The sequence below is a fragment of the bacterium genome (genome assembly GCA_035281585.1).
Lineage (GTDB): Bacteria > UBA10199 > UBA10199 > DSSB01 > DSSB01 > DATEDP01.
Genome location: DATEDP010000118.1, coordinates 44,833 through 58,458 on the forward strand (window position 1 = coordinate 44,833; position 13,626 = coordinate 58,458).

The 13,626-nt window shown below is 61.4% G+C and carries 15 protein-coding genes; 8 read left to right on the forward strand and 7 right to left on the reverse strand.

Annotation, left to right across the window (positions count from 1 at the left end; all coding sequences use genetic code 11):
- Positions 1-202: 202 nt before the first annotated feature.
- The 3 genes from VJR29_10250 (at position 203) to VJR29_10260 (ending at position 4,146) form a co-directional block, all read left to right on the forward strand.
- Positions 203-1,750, forward strand: coding sequence for an FAD-dependent thymidylate synthase (locus VJR29_10250; protein HKY63790.1), 1,548 nt, complete (start codon positions 203-205; stop codon positions 1,748-1,750).
- A 106-nt stretch (positions 1,751-1,856) separates the two neighbouring features.
- Entirely contained in the window at positions 1,857-3,686 is a 1,830-nt protein-coding gene (locus tag VJR29_10255; GenBank protein HKY63791.1) for an SLC13 family permease, read from the forward strand.
- Between the two features lie 37 nt (positions 3,687-3,723).
- On the forward strand, positions 3,724-4,146 hold the full coding sequence (locus VJR29_10260; protein ID HKY63792.1) for a hypothetical protein: 423 nt from the start codon (positions 3,724-3,726) through the stop codon (positions 4,144-4,146).
- Between the two features lie 235 nt (positions 4,147-4,381).
- On the opposite strand, the gene VJR29_10265 is transcribed toward VJR29_10260, so the two are convergent.
- Positions 4,382-5,203 (reverse strand): hypothetical protein, encoded by an 822-nt coding sequence (locus tag VJR29_10265; GenBank protein ID HKY63793.1) that lies wholly within the window; start codon positions 5,201-5,203, stop codon positions 4,382-4,384.
- Positions 5,204-5,367: 164 nt separating this feature from the next.
- Here VJR29_10265 and VJR29_10270 point away from each other — a divergent pair, with 164 nt between their 5' ends.
- Positions 5,368-6,087: a hypothetical protein gene (locus VJR29_10270; protein ID HKY63794.1), complete on the forward strand. Its 720-nt coding sequence runs from the start codon at positions 5,368-5,370 to the stop codon at positions 6,085-6,087.
- Between the two features lie 205 nt (positions 6,088-6,292).
- Complete coding sequence (locus tag VJR29_10275; GenBank protein HKY63795.1) at positions 6,293-7,933, forward strand: hypothetical protein; 1,641 nt, start codon at positions 6,293-6,295, stop codon at positions 7,931-7,933.
- Positions 7,934-7,936: 3 nt separating this feature from the next.
- Here the strand turns inward: VJR29_10275 and VJR29_10280 are convergent, their stop codons facing one another.
- Positions 7,937-8,572 (reverse strand): MBL fold metallo-hydrolase, encoded by a 636-nt coding sequence (locus VJR29_10280; protein ID HKY63796.1) that lies wholly within the window; start codon positions 8,570-8,572, stop codon positions 7,937-7,939.
- Between the two features lie 10 nt (positions 8,573-8,582).
- Positions 8,583-9,188 carry a pyridoxamine 5'-phosphate oxidase gene (pdxH, locus tag VJR29_10285; protein ID HKY63797.1) on the reverse strand — a complete coding sequence of 202 codons (606 nt, stop codon included), beginning with the start codon at positions 9,186-9,188 and terminating at the stop codon, positions 8,583-8,585.
- A 27-nt stretch (positions 9,189-9,215) separates the two neighbouring features.
- Here pdxH and VJR29_10290 point away from each other — a divergent pair, with 27 nt between their 5' ends.
- Together VJR29_10290 and VJR29_10295 are read left to right on the forward strand one after the other, a co-directional pair.
- Positions 9,216-10,151, forward strand: coding sequence for a universal stress protein (locus VJR29_10290; protein HKY63798.1), 936 nt, complete (start codon positions 9,216-9,218; stop codon positions 10,149-10,151).
- Complete coding sequence (locus VJR29_10295) at positions 10,148-10,603, forward strand: hypothetical protein (GenBank protein ID HKY63799.1); 456 nt, start codon at positions 10,148-10,150, stop codon at positions 10,601-10,603. The genes VJR29_10290 and VJR29_10295 overlap by 4 nt, the downstream gene beginning before the upstream one ends.
- Positions 10,604-10,605: 2 nt before the next feature.
- On the opposite strand, the gene VJR29_10300 is transcribed toward VJR29_10295, so the two are convergent.
- From VJR29_10300 to VJR29_10315, 4 genes are read right to left on the reverse strand one after another with little or no spacing between them, the layout of a single operon-like run.
- The gene (locus VJR29_10300; protein ID HKY63800.1) at positions 10,606-10,989 is read right to left on the reverse strand and encodes a DUF2203 domain-containing protein; all 384 of its coding nucleotides are present in this window, start codon (positions 10,987-10,989) and stop codon (positions 10,606-10,608) included.
- A gap of 23 nt (positions 10,990-11,012) precedes the next feature.
- On the reverse strand, positions 11,013-11,336 hold the full coding sequence (locus VJR29_10305) for a (2Fe-2S) ferredoxin domain-containing protein (GenBank protein ID HKY63801.1): 324 nt from the start codon (positions 11,334-11,336) through the stop codon (positions 11,013-11,015).
- A complete protein-coding gene (gene bioA / locus VJR29_10310) occupies positions 11,323-12,612 on the reverse strand; it encodes an adenosylmethionine--8-amino-7-oxononanoate transaminase (GenBank protein ID HKY63802.1) in 1,290 nt (429 codons plus the stop codon). The genes VJR29_10305 and bioA overlap by 14 nt, the downstream gene beginning before the upstream one ends.
- On the reverse strand, positions 12,613-13,239 hold the full coding sequence (locus tag VJR29_10315) for a 7-cyano-7-deazaguanine synthase (GenBank protein ID HKY63803.1): 627 nt from the start codon (positions 13,237-13,239) through the stop codon (positions 12,613-12,615).
- A gap of 77 nt (positions 13,240-13,316) precedes the next feature.
- Between VJR29_10315 and VJR29_10320 the strand changes: the two genes are divergently transcribed.
- Positions 13,317-13,626: SDR family NAD(P)-dependent oxidoreductase (locus VJR29_10320; protein HKY63804.1), on the forward strand; the 310-nt coding region annotated here is incomplete at its 3' end.

Genomic DNA, 13,626 nt, shown 5'->3' on the forward strand with positions numbered 1-13,626 from the left:
CGAACGCCGCGAGGTTCGAGTGAGACTGGGGGGAAGGATCTGCGACCGCCCACGGTTGACCATAAGCCTTGGGCAGTCGCAGATCCTTCGCTTCGCTCAGGATGACAGACTTTTTTTTCTCCCGGCGTTCCCTTATCTTGCCAAGAAGCCACCGAACGTTTTAGTGAAAGCCGAACCCTGGAGAAATCCCGTGGATGCCTCCCTGACCCTACTGCCTAAAGTGACGCTCGAAGCGGTGATCCGCGATCCTTACGATCTGGCGGTGGCGACCGCTCGCACCTGCTATTCGGCCAAGGGCGTGATCAAGGTCGCCGACGTCAGCCGCGACGAGCGGGCCCGGGCCCTCCGCGACAAGATCGCCCAAACCACCCGCGAGGCCGGCCACTTGACGACCCGGCAGCACGCCCACTTCGTCTTTTCGCTGGAAAACGTCTCGCGCCAATTCCTCTGGTCCTTCCTCCACTCCCACCCCTTTTACAACAGCGAGCAGGTCTCGCAGCGCTACGTCAAGGTGGCCAAGGGCCACTACACGGTGCCGCCGATGGACGAGGAGCAACGCCGGATCTACGAGGAAGTCATCGCCGGCCAGATGCAGGACTACGAGGCCCTCATCGTCCAGCTCCTGCCTCAGGTGAAAAAAGAGTATTTCCGCATCTTCCCGGTGCGGCAGAAATACCTCGACCGCTACGAGCCGGTGCTGAAGAAGAAGGCCTACGAGGTCGCCCGCTACGTCCTGCCGGTGGCGACCCATGCCTATCTCTATCACACGATCAGCGCCCTCACCTTGCTGCGCTACCACCGCCTGATGGACTGCTACGACACGCCTTGGGAGCAACGCCAAGTCGTCGAGCAGATGATGGCCTTGGTGCTGGAGCTCGATCCCGAGTTCGGCCGCGAGCTGGTCGACCCGCTCAAGCCCGAGCAGACGCCGGAATACCGCTGGTTCCAGGAGCGGCGCCAGCCGCCGGCCGGAGCCGACTATCTTCGGGAATTCGATGCCGCCCTCGAGGGCCGCTACGCGGTCCTGGCCGATTACAAGGCCCACGCTCCCCAGACCCTGGCCCAAAGCGTGCGCTCGGTCCTGGGGCTGACCCGGGCCCAGATGACCGACGCCGAAGCGATCGACGCGGTGCTCAACCCGGCCAAGAATCCGCTCTTGGCGGACACCCTCAATCCCAACACGATGTCGAAGCTCTCGCGGACCCTCTTCCACGTTCACTACACCTTCCGGAAGAAGATCAGTCACAGCGCCGACTCCCAAGACCAGCGCCACCGAATGACACCGGCCTCGCGGCCGCTGCTCGAAGCCCATTACACCGGCCGGCCCGATTACATCGTGCCGCTGATGATCCGGCAGGACGAAGCCGCCTTCGACCTTTACCGGGCCTCGATGGAGCGGACCTTCGCCGGGATCAACCGCCTGCTCGACCTGGGGCTCCGCAAGGAATTCGCCCTTTACCTGCTGCCCAACGCCTTCCCGATCCGCTTCGAGGAATCGGGCGACCTGCTCAACCTCCACCACAAGTGGCACACCCGGGCCTGCTACACCGCCCAAGAGGAGATCTTCTACGCCACCTTGGACGAGCTCAAGGCGGTCAAAGCGGTCCATCCTCAGCTGGTCGAGCACATCTTGGCGCCCTGCTATGTCCGCAAGCACGCCGGCTTGAAGCCGATCTGCCCCGAAGGCGAGCGCTTTTGCGGCGTCAAGGTCTGGGAAAAAGAGCTCGAAGACTACGCCCGCCTCCTCTAGGACCCGCAAAAATACGGTTGCGGCTGGCGCCTCAATTGTTTAACCCTGCCCTCACCTTCCGGCAGTGGAGGAAACCCGAAATCGATATCTTTTCGAGAGGCCGTCCATGTCCGAAACGACCCACGACGACGAGATCGTCCAAATTTCCTCTAAAAAATTCCTCGCCGGTTGCCTATTGCTGGCCGTCGGCATCTTCATATTGGGAAAATTCGTCGCCCTTCCGGCCATCTTGGTCGCAGCCGAAGTCTTTTTGGCCATCATCAGCCTCTTTGTCCTGGGTTCGATGAAATACCGGGTCGACAAGAACGCCATCACCTACGGCGCGGTCCTCGTCATCTTCGCCACTTTCTGGTCGGTTTGGTGGGAAGGCTCCGGCCTCCGCCAGCGGGTCGCCGCCGAGGGCTCGGCGGCATGGAGCGAATTATTCCAGCGCTACCTGCTGACCATGCACGGCTGGAACGAGCTGATCCACGCCGACACCATGCTCTTCATCCTCGGCCTGACCTTTTTCGTCGCGGCCATTGCCCAGACTCGCCTCTTGGAGAGCATTTCCTTCATGGTCCTGCGCCGCAACAAGGGTTGGGTCGTGCCAACCATCGCGGCCCTGACCGGTTTGGTCGCGGTGGCTTCGGGCATCCTCGACGGCGTCTCGATGATCGGCCTGATGATCCGGGTCTTGGTCTTGATCCTCTTCTTGGCCAAAGTCCAGGACGAGGCCGTGGTCTATGCGGTCATGGTTTCGACCATCGTCACCACCGTCTGCGGCATGTGGTTGGCTTACGGCGAGCCGCCCAACCTCATCATGAAGGCCAATCTCCAGCCCCACCTCGACAACGCCTTCTTCCTCCGCTACTGCGCCCCGGTGGCAATCGGCAGCTATCTCATCGTCTTCTTCAACGTCCGCAGACGGCTCAAGGGAAGACGGATCGACGTGAAGGAAATGGACATCCTCGACCTCCACACCGCCGACGTCCGATTCCTCCAGGCCAGCCAGCATGGCGAGGTGCTCTTGGCCGCCGAATTCGTGGATACCTACCGGGACGAGCTCGGGAGCCATTACAAGCCGGTGGAGCATCGGCTCCACGCGGGCGAATCGCTCGGCGCGGCCATGATCCGGGAGGGCGTTCCGCCGGAGACGCGCAAAAAAATACTGGGCCTCTACGTCGATGAAAGCCTGGCCGAGGACCTCGACCGGCACTATGTCCACGAAACCGCGGAAGACCACCACGGCCGCGACCAAGCCGCGGTCAAGATCCGGGGGATGCTCCGCCGGATGAAGCGCCGCCGCTCCCAGGCCCAGAAGATCGGCTTCCTCGCCTTCGTTCCCTTTGTCGGCTTCTTAATTTGGCACGCCATCGACCACGACGTCCCGCTCTTCCTGGCCTCTTTCGCCGGCTTCGCCGTGGCCTTCCTCGGGATTCTGTCGATTCCCAAGATGCGGGGCCTGGCGCTTCGCGACGCCAAGCACGAATTTTCAGAATACCTCTTTTTGCTGCCGCTCTTCTTCTCGATCACGCTGCTGCAAAAGACCGGCTTCTTCGAGATCGTCGCCTCCTCGATCCATGCGGGCCTGGAGAAATTCGGCGTTATCGCCATGTCCTATCTACAATTCACCGGCGCGGCCTTCCTTTCGGCCACCCTCGACAACAACGTGGTCGCCGATTTCGCCGGCCGGGCCATCCGGGGCTTCGAAGTGTCCGTCATTCACCTCTTCGCCATGGCCCAGATCGCCGGCTACGCCGTCGGCGGCTGCTGGACCCACATCGGCTCGGCCCAATCGGTGGTCTCTTACGCCTTTATCCGCCGCGAGGTCGATCCCAAGTACACGCCCTTTCAGTGGATCAAGGCGATGACACCCATCATTCTCGAAATTTTCCTGCTGATGAGCCTGGTCATCGTGGCCGAATCTTTGCTTTTGAAATGGTTGCCGGAATAGGTAAGATTCCCCGAATATGGAAAACGAGGAGGATCCCATGAACGCCAACAGCCGGCGACGTTTCTTGATGAGTCTGATGATTCCCTTCACCCTGGGAGCTTGCAGCAAGAGTCCCGAGCCGGAAAAGGCCGCCAAGGCCTTCATCGATGCCTACTACGTCAAGATCGACCTAAAGGCCGCCAAGGATTTGAGCAGCGGCTTGGCCCTGGAAAAGATCGACAACCAGATCGGCCTGATCGCCGGCCAGCCGCCGGACCAAGGCGCCGACCTGCCCAAAGTCGACGCCCATCTCGCTTCGGCCGGCGAGGTCAATGGCGACGAGGCGACCTATATCTTTGAGGTGAAGCCCCAAGTCCAGGATGTGGGGGCCCGCAAGGTCTTCGTCAAATTGCGCCACGAAAATGGGGTTTGGAAAGTGAGCCAATTCACCGAGGAGAGCCAGGGTACCGTAAGTCCATAAATTGTCATCCTGAGCGCAGCGAAGGATCTGCGACCCACCAAGGCTTTTTTACAAGGTCGAAGTCCCTTCGTGTCCTCCAAGGGGATTCCGAGGAGACGAAGAGGCATCGGCATATAATAGTTTCCTGGCCAGTCGCAGATCCTTCGTCGCTTCGCTCCTCAGGATGACAAATCGCTCAGTATGACAAAAAAAGCCCGCTCTTTTGGAGCGGGCTTTTTATTTTCGAAAAGCGATCTTACTTCTTTTTCTTGGCCGGCTTCTCGGGGACGGCGCCCGGCGCCGGTTCCGGCGGAAGCAGCGGCTGACCCGAGGGCGCCGCGGCGAAGAGGCTGGAAAGCAAGGCGGTGGCCTTGTTCTTCACCTCGGTGTTGGGCGAGCTGCTGGCCAAGGCATCAAGCCCGAGCTTCAGCTGATCATCCTTCGGATTGTCGCCGAAGATCTCCATGCCTTTGAGGGCATTGAGATATTGCTCCTGATCGAGACCGCCCTTCTTGACGTAAGCGGAGGGACCGGCCGGATAAGGGATGATGTCCTCGTGATAGGAGAAGGCGATCATTTTGGCATGACCGACCGCCTGCTCTTCCTTGGTGGTGTAGTAGAGGTGAATTTCGACCATGGCCCCGGGCTTGAATTGCTTCTTCAAGTCCTTCGGCATGAAGACCGGAATCTTCATCCCGTTGGCGAAGCTGTCGAAGGTGATGACGCGGTATTCGTTCTCCACCACCTCCACCGGCAATAGATTGATGTTGTAGAAATCCTTGCGCTCCTTGCCGTCGGCGCCGATCGAGGGCAGAAATTCCATGAAGACGCCGCGGACGAAGAACTCGGGGCTCTTGCCGCGATCCGGCGGATCGACCGCCCCCCACTTCAGCAAGCGATGCTCCTTGACGGTGGCGGCGCCGGGATCGGAGCTGATCGGGGCGTTGTCGCCGGTGGCCGCCGGCTTCTTGGCCGCGGAGCTTTTCTTTTTGGCGGCCAGGGCATCGCTGAAGGCCGCGGCGCCGGCGACCAGGCTCAAGGCCGTAGCCAGCGTCAAACTCTTCTTCCATAAATTCATAGTTTCTCCTTTGGTTGAAAGCAGATGCAGATTCTTACGCAGAACCCTTGAAAATTGGGCTTTTTATACTTAGGCCCCCTCGGATAGTCACGAAAAAAGGCACTTGCCAGCCAAAGCGCGGGCTGCATAGGATCTGCCGGCTTTTTGAATCGGGAGAACGCCCCATGGGAAAGGTTTTAATCTTACAAAACGCGGCCTTGTTCACCGCCGGCAGCTTCGAGGATGAGCTCAAGCGACGCGGCATCGACTACGAGTACCGTAAGGTCTACGAAGGCGCGAAGAACCTTCCGGCCCCCGATCAAGCCAAGAATTATTCCGGCTACATCGTGCTCGGCGGACCGCTCCGTCTCAAGGTCGAGAATCCCGAGAAGACCGAATGGCTGCGGCAGGAAGTTTCCTTCCTGCGGGCCTGCCTCGACGAGCACAAGCCGGTCTTCGCCGTCGCGCAAGGCGCCAATTTGCTGACCCATGCCCAGGGCGGCTGGGTCGCCAAGGCGCCGGAAAAAGAGATCGGCTGGATCCAAGTCGAGATTTATCCCGACTATTCGCGCAACAGCGTGATCTACGGTGAAATCGAGGAAAAACGCTTTCCGGCCTTCTGCTGGTACGACACCTTCAACGGTTTCCCACCTCAGGGCTATTGGTATGCGCTGAGCCCCAATTGCCGCTACCAATCCACCGGCATCCACGGAAACTGCTACCTCTTCAACTTTCATCCCGAAGTCACCGAGGAGCTGGCGGCTTCCTGGGTCAAGGAATACGCCTCCGATCTTCCCTCCAAGGAAGCCGGAGCCAAGATCCTCGCCGACACCCGAGCTAACATGGAGTGGACCCAAAAGTTCTCGCGCAAGATCATTCACGCCTTCGAGTCCTTCCTAAAATGAAGCTGGGAGCGAGGGCTTGAGGCCACGGCTTGGCGCTCAATCGGGGAGCTTCAACCTCAATCGGCGGGGGTCCTAAATCGACCGCTTCGCCCTTGGCGATGGTAACTAGCTGAAATGTTTTGGCTATTTATATTGATCCCGCCGGAGTCGATGGCACGCCGGTTGCTAAAAACAAGCCAGGAGGCGCACACCTGACAGGTGCCCCGTGTCCTTCGATGAAATTTCCCTCACCAGAAGAGTCTTAGACCTCCGTGAATCCAGCCCTGACGACGCCGCTTGGCTCGAGGGCCTGCGCGGGCTTTCGCTCTCCGCTGCCGAAGCTTCGGCGCTGGCCACGGTGCTGGAAGACCGCTTCGTCTCGCCCGAGGAAAGGTTGGATCTGCTCGGCCGCTTGGAATTGCATGGCACGCTGGAATCCGGTTCCACTGTCGGCGGCTTCATCCAACGGCTCGCCGGTACCGACGGACTCGAGGCCACCCGCCACCATGCCCGCGCTTTGGCCAGTCGCCTGGCTTCGACATCGGTCGACGGCGAGCGCAGCCCGGTACCCGCCGAAACGATCCGCGAGCTGGCCGCGGCCCTGCCCCGAAGCGGCTTCGATATCGGCGCCGTTTCGCCGGTGACTTATGGGATCTACTCCTATCTCGCGCCCCGGGATTCGGCCATGGTCGCCTTGGCCGCTGAAATCCGGCAAAATTGGGAAAGCTCGACCGATCCGATCTTGCGGATGCGCAACGCCCGGGTCCTCGCCGAGACCGGCGACCGCCGGGCCGCCGCCTTCCTTCGCGAATCCGCCGCCGGCTTGACCTCGACTTATTCCGGCGAGCTTTCGCTGGACGAGCGAATCTCGCGGGCCGCCGGCCTGGCCGTCGACGGCCACGAAGCCGCCGCCCGCTTTTTGCAAAACATCGCGATGGACCCCCGCGAAACTCTCGCCCGCCGCAGCCGGGCTTTGGAATACCTCCCGCCCCAGAGCTTGGACAACGGCTCCGATACCGCCGAAGTGTTCCGCTCGCTGGTCGAGGATCCCGAAGAGCCGGTCCCCACCCGTTATCTCATGCTGAGCCTGCTGGCTCGCTCGCCCCACCCGCCGGAACGGGCCTGGTGGCAACGGATGATCGACGACCCCAGCATGCTCGTCACCGATCGAGCCGTCGCCTGGGGAGCTTCGGCGCCCGGCAACTCCGACCATGAATATTCCCAATGGAACTTGACGCTCGCCGCCTTGGGAACTTCCCACGCCGATTTCGCCGGCGGGCTCTTGCGTGATGTGATTTACAATCGAGGCGCTCCGATCGGAGCCCGCCGCGAGGCCTTGATGGCTTATCTCCATCAAAACAGCCGGGGCCATCTTTCCTGGGAAACCCTGCGCGAAGTTTTGGCCCTGCCGCGCGGCGAATGGGACGGCTTGCTCGAGGAAGCCGCCGCCGGCGATCGCCCGCTCCGCCTGCATTTCCCGAGGGACCGGTCGGGGGTCACCGCCTTCGGCCTCGGCTCCTCCGAAACCGTCGGCAGCGAGATCGTGCTGGAAGTCCGAGGCCGCGGCGAAGGCGAATGGGACTGGCAAGTCGACTTTCGTCCCTTCCATCCCGGTCAGGATGCGGTGGTGGCGGCCGCCGATCCGGCACCCTATGAATTCTATCTTCCCCGGAATCGCCGAATCCTGCTGGGCGGTCTCAGCGCCGGCGACATCGCCGGCGAGGTGATGGAGCCGGCCCCGGCCGGAGCGCCGAGCGGCGGCAGCAACTCGTCGGCTGGATCAGCCTCCGGAACCGAGCCGCATGCCGCGACCGGTTCCAGCCGGCCCTCGAACGGCCAGCTCAGCGTGATGGGAATGGGCATCTAAGGCTCAAGAGCTCAGGAAGGGATTCTCTTCCCGCTCCTCGCCGATGGTGGTCTCGGCGCCATGGCCCGGATGAACGACGGCATCGTCCGCCAAATCCAGCAGTTTCCCGTGAATCGATTTCATGAGAAGGGCGAAATCGCCGCCCCAGAGGTCGGTGCGCCCGATGCCGCCTTGGAAGAGGGTGTCGCCGGTGAAGACGTGGGACCCTTCCGGGGTCGGCACATAGAAGCTGAGACTGCCCGGCGTGTGGCCCGGGGTGTGAAGCACCTCGAGCTTGTAGCCGCCGAAGGTCAAAACTTCCTTGTCCTCCAGCCAGTGCTCGACCGGCGGGACGGTGAAGCCGGGCAGCCGGAACAAGGCGGTCTGCATCGCGACATTGTCGTAGAGAAAGAGGTCCTGGCGGTGGAGGCAGACCTCGCCGCCGAGTTTGGCGTGGACTTCCTCGGTGGCCCCGACATGGTCGAAGTGGGCGTGGGTGTGGACGATGTACTTGGGCTTCCAGCCCTGGACCTGAAGCGTCGCCAAGATCCTTTCGGCTTCGGCGCCGGGATCGACGATGACGGCTTCCTTGGTTTTTTCGCAGGCCAGGATGCTGCAGTTGCATTGCAGCGGACCCAGCGGGAATTTTTTTAAAAGCATGGGATGACCTTTAGGGGCTCAATCGCTCGATCTTCCAGCCCCCACCCGAGCGCCGGTAGCGGAAGCGGTCGTGGAGCCGATTGGGCCGGGATTGCCAGAACTCGAGGCTGCGAGGTTTGAGCGCGAAACCGCTCCAATGCGGCGGCCGCGGCACCTCCCGGCCTTCGAATTCCTTCAGATAGCGGCGAAAGCTCCGCTCGAGCTCGTCCCGGCTCTTCAGCACCGCGCTTTGCTTCGAGGCCCAAGCGCCGATCTGGCTCAAACGGGGCCGGGAACGGAAATAATCGTCGGCCTCGGCCACGCTCACCGGCTTCACCGAGCCGACGATCCGCACCTGCCGGGCCAAGGGCTCCCAATAAAAAGTCAGGGCGGCCCGGGGATTGGCGGCCAAGGATTTTGCTTTGGCTGACCGGAAATTGGTGAAAAAAACGAAGCCGGCCGGCCCGAGGCTCTTGACCAAAACCATCCGGCCTTCGGGAAAGCCGTCGCGGCCGACGGTCGAAAGACAGGCGGCGGTCGCATCCCCGATGGCCGGTGCGGCCTTGGCCATTTTGAACCAGCGGCTGAAAAGCGCCAGCGGGTCGGGAGTCAGATCTTTTTCGACGAAATTTGCCATATTCACGCCGCACCGTTATAAAGGGCCATGGTAAAAAGCAAAGCAACCCCGGGCAAGCTCTTATGGGCCTTCAATCCTTTCCACGACAAACCCGCGGCCTTGAAGAGCAGCGCTCAGGCCCTGCTTCGCTTCTCGGAGCAATCCGGCCTGAAGCCGGAGCCGGTTTACGTCGTCAGCCCGGCGGAGGTCAACGTCGTTCTCGAATTCAGCGTTCCGGCGAAAGAAAGATATCGCCAAGTTTCCTTGGCCCGCTCCCGGAGGGTCTTGAAAGACCTCAAGGCCGAGAGCCTCGAGCCGGTCATCTTGATCGAGAAAAGCCTCAGCCTTTCGGCCAGCACCAAGCAGCTGGTCAATTACGCCGAAAGCCAGGGCGCCGAAGCCATCCTGGCCGGCACCACCTCCGGCAAGGGCCTCCGCGGGGCTTTGTTGGGCAGCTTCGCCGAAACCTTGCTGTATCAGGCCCGCTGTCCGGTCGTCTTGATCCAGCCCGGCGCCAAGGTCGGCAAGCGGGTGAAACGCCTCCTTTTTATCAGCGACCTGAGCCCGGCTTCGCTCGAAGCCTTCGCCGACTTCTGCCCTTGGGCCGCGGCCTTGGGTGCCGAAGTTCGGCTCTTCCACTCGATCCCCCGGCCCTTTTCCTGGGCTTCCTTCGCCATCGACGCCCTCCTGGGCCCCGATCGGATGTCGGAAAAACAGTATCTGATCCTTACCCGAAAACTTCGGGAAAACGACGTGAAGCCTTTCCGGGAAGCGGCCCAGCGGCAGGGGCTGCGCTTTTCCCATCAGCTCGATATCGGCGGAAAGGATGTCGCCGACGATGCCCTCAAAGCGGCCAAAAAATATCGGGCCGACCTGGTCGGCTTGGCCGGGCGAAGCGGTCCCTTGAAAACCCGGCTGCTGGGCAGCGTCACCAAAAGCTTGCTCCGCGACGCTCAACTGCCTATCTGGATCAAACACTCATGAAAATTCTCTCAACAATTCTCCTTTCGACCCTCTTCCTTTCGACGCCGCTCGCCGCCAAGCCGCTGCCGCCCCATCCGGTCCAAGCGGCGACCGCCGCCACACCCTCGCTCAAACAGTACATGGCCACTTTCGGGACCATGCTCGCCGGATTGGAGATCATGAAGATTCACGAGAAGAACGTCGACTGGGAAGCCGTCGACCTCTCCGTTCAGGAGATGAGCCAGACCCTCGACGCCATGCAAAAGGCCGACTCCCAGAACCGCTACAAGGAATACACCGACATCCTGGCCGCCGGGATGATCGACCTCAAGGCGAAGAGCGCCAAGCGGGACAAGGGCTTCTTCAAAGCCGTCGACAAGGTCAGCGAGACTTGCTTCAAATGCCACGCCGCCCATCGGCCCGGCGATTACCTGGTTCCTAAGGATCAACGGTATTCGGGCGACAAAAATTAGGCTCAGTGGAGGGTGAGGTGGTCGGGGCGCTTCAAGGCGGTCCGGCCGGCGAAGCCGTCATTGTAGCCGTGGAAGTACTCGATTCCCTCGTCGCCGTAGCGCCAGCAGTAGTAGCCCTCGCCGTTGTCGAAATCGACCAGCCAAATGCCCTTGGGTTGGCAGCCGAGCTTCAGGATCTTCTCGCTCCAGTGATTCAGCACCTCGGCGATTTCGTTTTCCACCGCTTTCCACTTTTCGGGATCGGCGTGGAAGTGCTTGAGCTTCTCCTCGAGGATGAGGAATTGATCGACCGCTTCCTTGGTGATCTTTCGGATGACCGGCAGCAGAGCCTCGGCTTCTTGGAGACTGAAGCGGCGATTCTGCAGGATTTTGACCAAGTCACCCATGAAATCTCGCTCTGCCGCGTAGTTTACCGGTTTTCGGGATAGATGGCGAGGCGTTCGACGATTTTTCCGCCTTCAATGTGGCTCTCGAGAATTTCCCGGGCATCCTCGACCGAGGGCACTCGGTACCAGATTCCCTCGGGATAGACGACCACCACCGGCCCCAGCTCGCAATGGTCGAGACAGCCGGCGGCATTGGCCCGGACCGTGCCCTTCAAGCCGCGGCGCTTGACCTCGTCCTTCAAGAATTCCCGGATCTTCTCCGAGCCCCGGGCCTTGCAGCAGCCCCGAGGGTCTTCGGCGCTGCGCTCGTTGGTGCAGATGAAAATATGGTGCTTAAACTTTGGCATCTTGCGTCATCTCGTCCATCGAACGGTATAAGACATCCAAGATCTTGAAAGTCGCCTCCTTGTCAATCGCCAATGGCGGCATGATGACCAGGACGTTCCCCAGCGGCCGCAGCAGGACTCCCTCGCGCCGGGCGCGCCGGCAAATCTTGGCGCCCAGCCCCAACTGATCCTGAACCAGCTCGATTCCGATCATCAAGCCCAATTGGCGGACTTCCTTGACGCGGGGATCGGCTGCGAATTTTTTCAGACCTTCGCGGAACCATTCGATTTTAGCCCTCAGCGCCGCCAAGACGCGGTCGCGCTCGAAAATTTCCAAGCTGGCGATGCCGGCGGCGCAGGCCAGCGGATTCCCGGTATAGCTGTGGCCGTGAAAGAAGGCCTTGAACTCCTCGTAACGGCCGCGAAAGCCGTCGAAAATCCGAGCGGTGGTCAGGGTCGCCGCCAAGGGCAAGTAGCCGCCGGAGATGCCTTTGGCCAGACAGAGGAAGTCGGGCTCGACGCCCTCATGCTCGACGGCGAACATCTTGCCGGTGCGGCCGAAACCGGTGGCCACCTCATCGCAGATCAGCAGGACCTCGTGGCGGCGGCAGAGCTCGGCCAGCTTCTTCATGAAGCCCGGCGGCTGGATCCGCATCCCGGCGGCCCCTTGAATCATCGGTTCGACGATGCAGGCCGCCCAGCTCTTGGCCTTTTCGGCGAAGAGACGCTCGGCCGCCGCCGAGTCGAAACCGTCGAGGAAATCGACTTGGAAGAGCAGCGGCTGGAAAATCTGATGGAACAAATCGATGCCGCCCACCGACACCGACCCGATGGTGTCGCCGTGGTAAGCGTGCTTCAGGGCCAGGAACCGAGTCTTCTCCCGGCGGCCCTGCTGCTGCCAATATTGAAAGGCCATCTTGAGGGCGATCTCATTGGCGGTCGAGCCATTGTCCGAATAAAAAACCCGGCTCAAATTCTTCGGCGCCGCCGCCAAGAGCTTCTCGGCCAGGAGAATGGCCGGAACGTTGCCGATCCCGAGCATCGTCGAGTGGGCAACCTTATCCAACTGGGCCCGCAGCGCGGCGTCGAGCTCGGGCCGGCGATGGCCGTGGACGTTGACCCAGAGCGAGGAAACCCCGTCGATGTATTCGCGCCCTTCGATGTCGAAAAGCCGGCAGCCTTCGGCCCGCTCGACGATCAGCGGGTCCTCTCCCATGAATTCCTGCATTTGGGTGAAGGGATGCCAGAGCGTCCGCAGGTCGAGGTCTTTGAGTTTTCGGATCTCTTCGTCGCGCATCTATTTTCCGGCATCGCGCAGAGCTCGGGCCAGCTCCTCGCATTTATTGCAATTTCGGCAGGGCTCCCGACCCCGGGGATTGAGGCAGGAGAAGGCCAGCTCCAAGGGGAAATCGGGATGCCGGGCCATCGCCTCGACCTTGCTCAGACCGGCGAAAGGCGCGCGGATCTTGAGCGGCCGGGGCAAACCGATCCGGCAGGTCTCCTCGAAGGAGCGGAAGAATTCGGGCCGGCCGTCGCCGAAGGGATTGCCTTTCAAGGTGCCGATCCAAACTTCGTCCAATTCCCGGGCCTCGGCGAACATCGCGGCCTGAGTCAGGAGGAAAAGATTGCGGGCCGGCAAATAGACCGCCTCGTCTTGCGACTGGGCGTCGGGGACCTCTCGGCGGTTGAAGGCCCAATGGCCCGGAAAGAGCTCATTTAAGGGGGTGCTCAAGACCGTCAAGGGCTTGAGCTTGGGGGTCGCCAAGCGCCGGAGCAGCGTTTGGAGATGGTGCCGTTCGGCCTCTTCCCAGGCCAGGCCGATCGAAACGTAGAGCGGATGGATTTCGTGGTTTCCGGCCAGGGCCTCGCCCAGAAGCAAGGCGCTGTCGATTCCTCCGCTGGTCAAGACGCAAAGTCGTGGCATCCTCGGTGGCTAGCATTTTTCTTGCCACCACTCAACTCCAAGCCTAACGTCGGCTCATGCGGCTCAAAGGATGCACGGTGCTGGTGACGGGGGCGGCGAAGCGGGTCGGGCGCGTCATCGCCCTGAACCTGGCCGCCGAGGGCGCCCGGCTCATCATTCATTACAACCGTTCGGCCAAGGATGCCCTGGCCCTGCAAAGGCAGATTCGCACCAAGTTCAAGACCCAGGCCGAAACCGTGGGCGCCGACCTGAGCCAAGTGCGGGAAGTCAAGCGCCTCGCCAAAGAAGCTTGGAAGTTGGGCTCGATCGACGTCCTCGTCAACAACGCCTCGACCTTTTACCCGACGCCCCTGGGCAAGGTTCGAGAGGAGCAATGGAACGACCTGT

Excerpts from the sequence above, each read along its gene's own strand:
- VJR29_10295 (HKY63799.1), top strand. The coding sequence starts at position 10,148 with ATGAAAATTCTCTCAACAATTCTCCTTTCGACCCTCTTCCTTTCGACG.
- VJR29_10300 (HKY63800.1), bottom strand. The coding sequence starts at position 10,989 with ATGGGTGACTTGGTCAAAATCCTGCAGAATCGCCGCTTCAGTCTCCAA.
- VJR29_10270 (HKY63794.1), top strand. The coding sequence starts at position 5,368 with ATGGGAAAGGTTTTAATCTTACAAAACGCGGCCTTGTTCACCGCCGGC.
- bioA (HKY63802.1), bottom strand. The coding sequence starts at position 12,612 with ATGCGCGACGAAGAGATCCGAAAACTCAAAGACCTCGACCTGCGGACG.
- VJR29_10260 (HKY63792.1), top strand. The coding sequence starts at position 3,724 with ATGAACGCCAACAGCCGGCGACGTTTCTTGATGAGTCTGATGATTCCC.
- VJR29_10265 (HKY63793.1), bottom strand. The coding sequence starts at position 5,203 with ATGAATTTATGGAAGAAGAGTTTGACGCTGGCTACGGCCTTGAGCCTG.
- VJR29_10305 (HKY63801.1), bottom strand. The coding sequence starts at position 11,336 with ATGCCAAAGTTTAAGCACCATATTTTCATCTGCACCAACGAGCGCAGC.
- VJR29_10315 (HKY63803.1), bottom strand. The coding sequence starts at position 13,239 with ATGCCACGACTTTGCGTCTTGACCAGCGGAGGAATCGACAGCGCCTTG.
- VJR29_10290 (HKY63798.1), top strand. The coding sequence starts at position 9,216 with ATGGTAAAAAGCAAAGCAACCCCGGGCAAGCTCTTATGGGCCTTCAAT.
- pdxH (HKY63797.1), bottom strand. The coding sequence starts at position 9,188 with ATGGCAAATTTCGTCGAAAAAGATCTGACTCCCGACCCGCTGGCGCTT.
- VJR29_10280 (HKY63796.1), bottom strand. The coding sequence starts at position 8,572 with ATGCTTTTAAAAAAATTCCCGCTGGGTCCGCTGCAATGCAACTGCAGC.
- VJR29_10255 (HKY63791.1), top strand. The coding sequence starts at position 1,857 with ATGTCCGAAACGACCCACGACGACGAGATCGTCCAAATTTCCTCTAAA.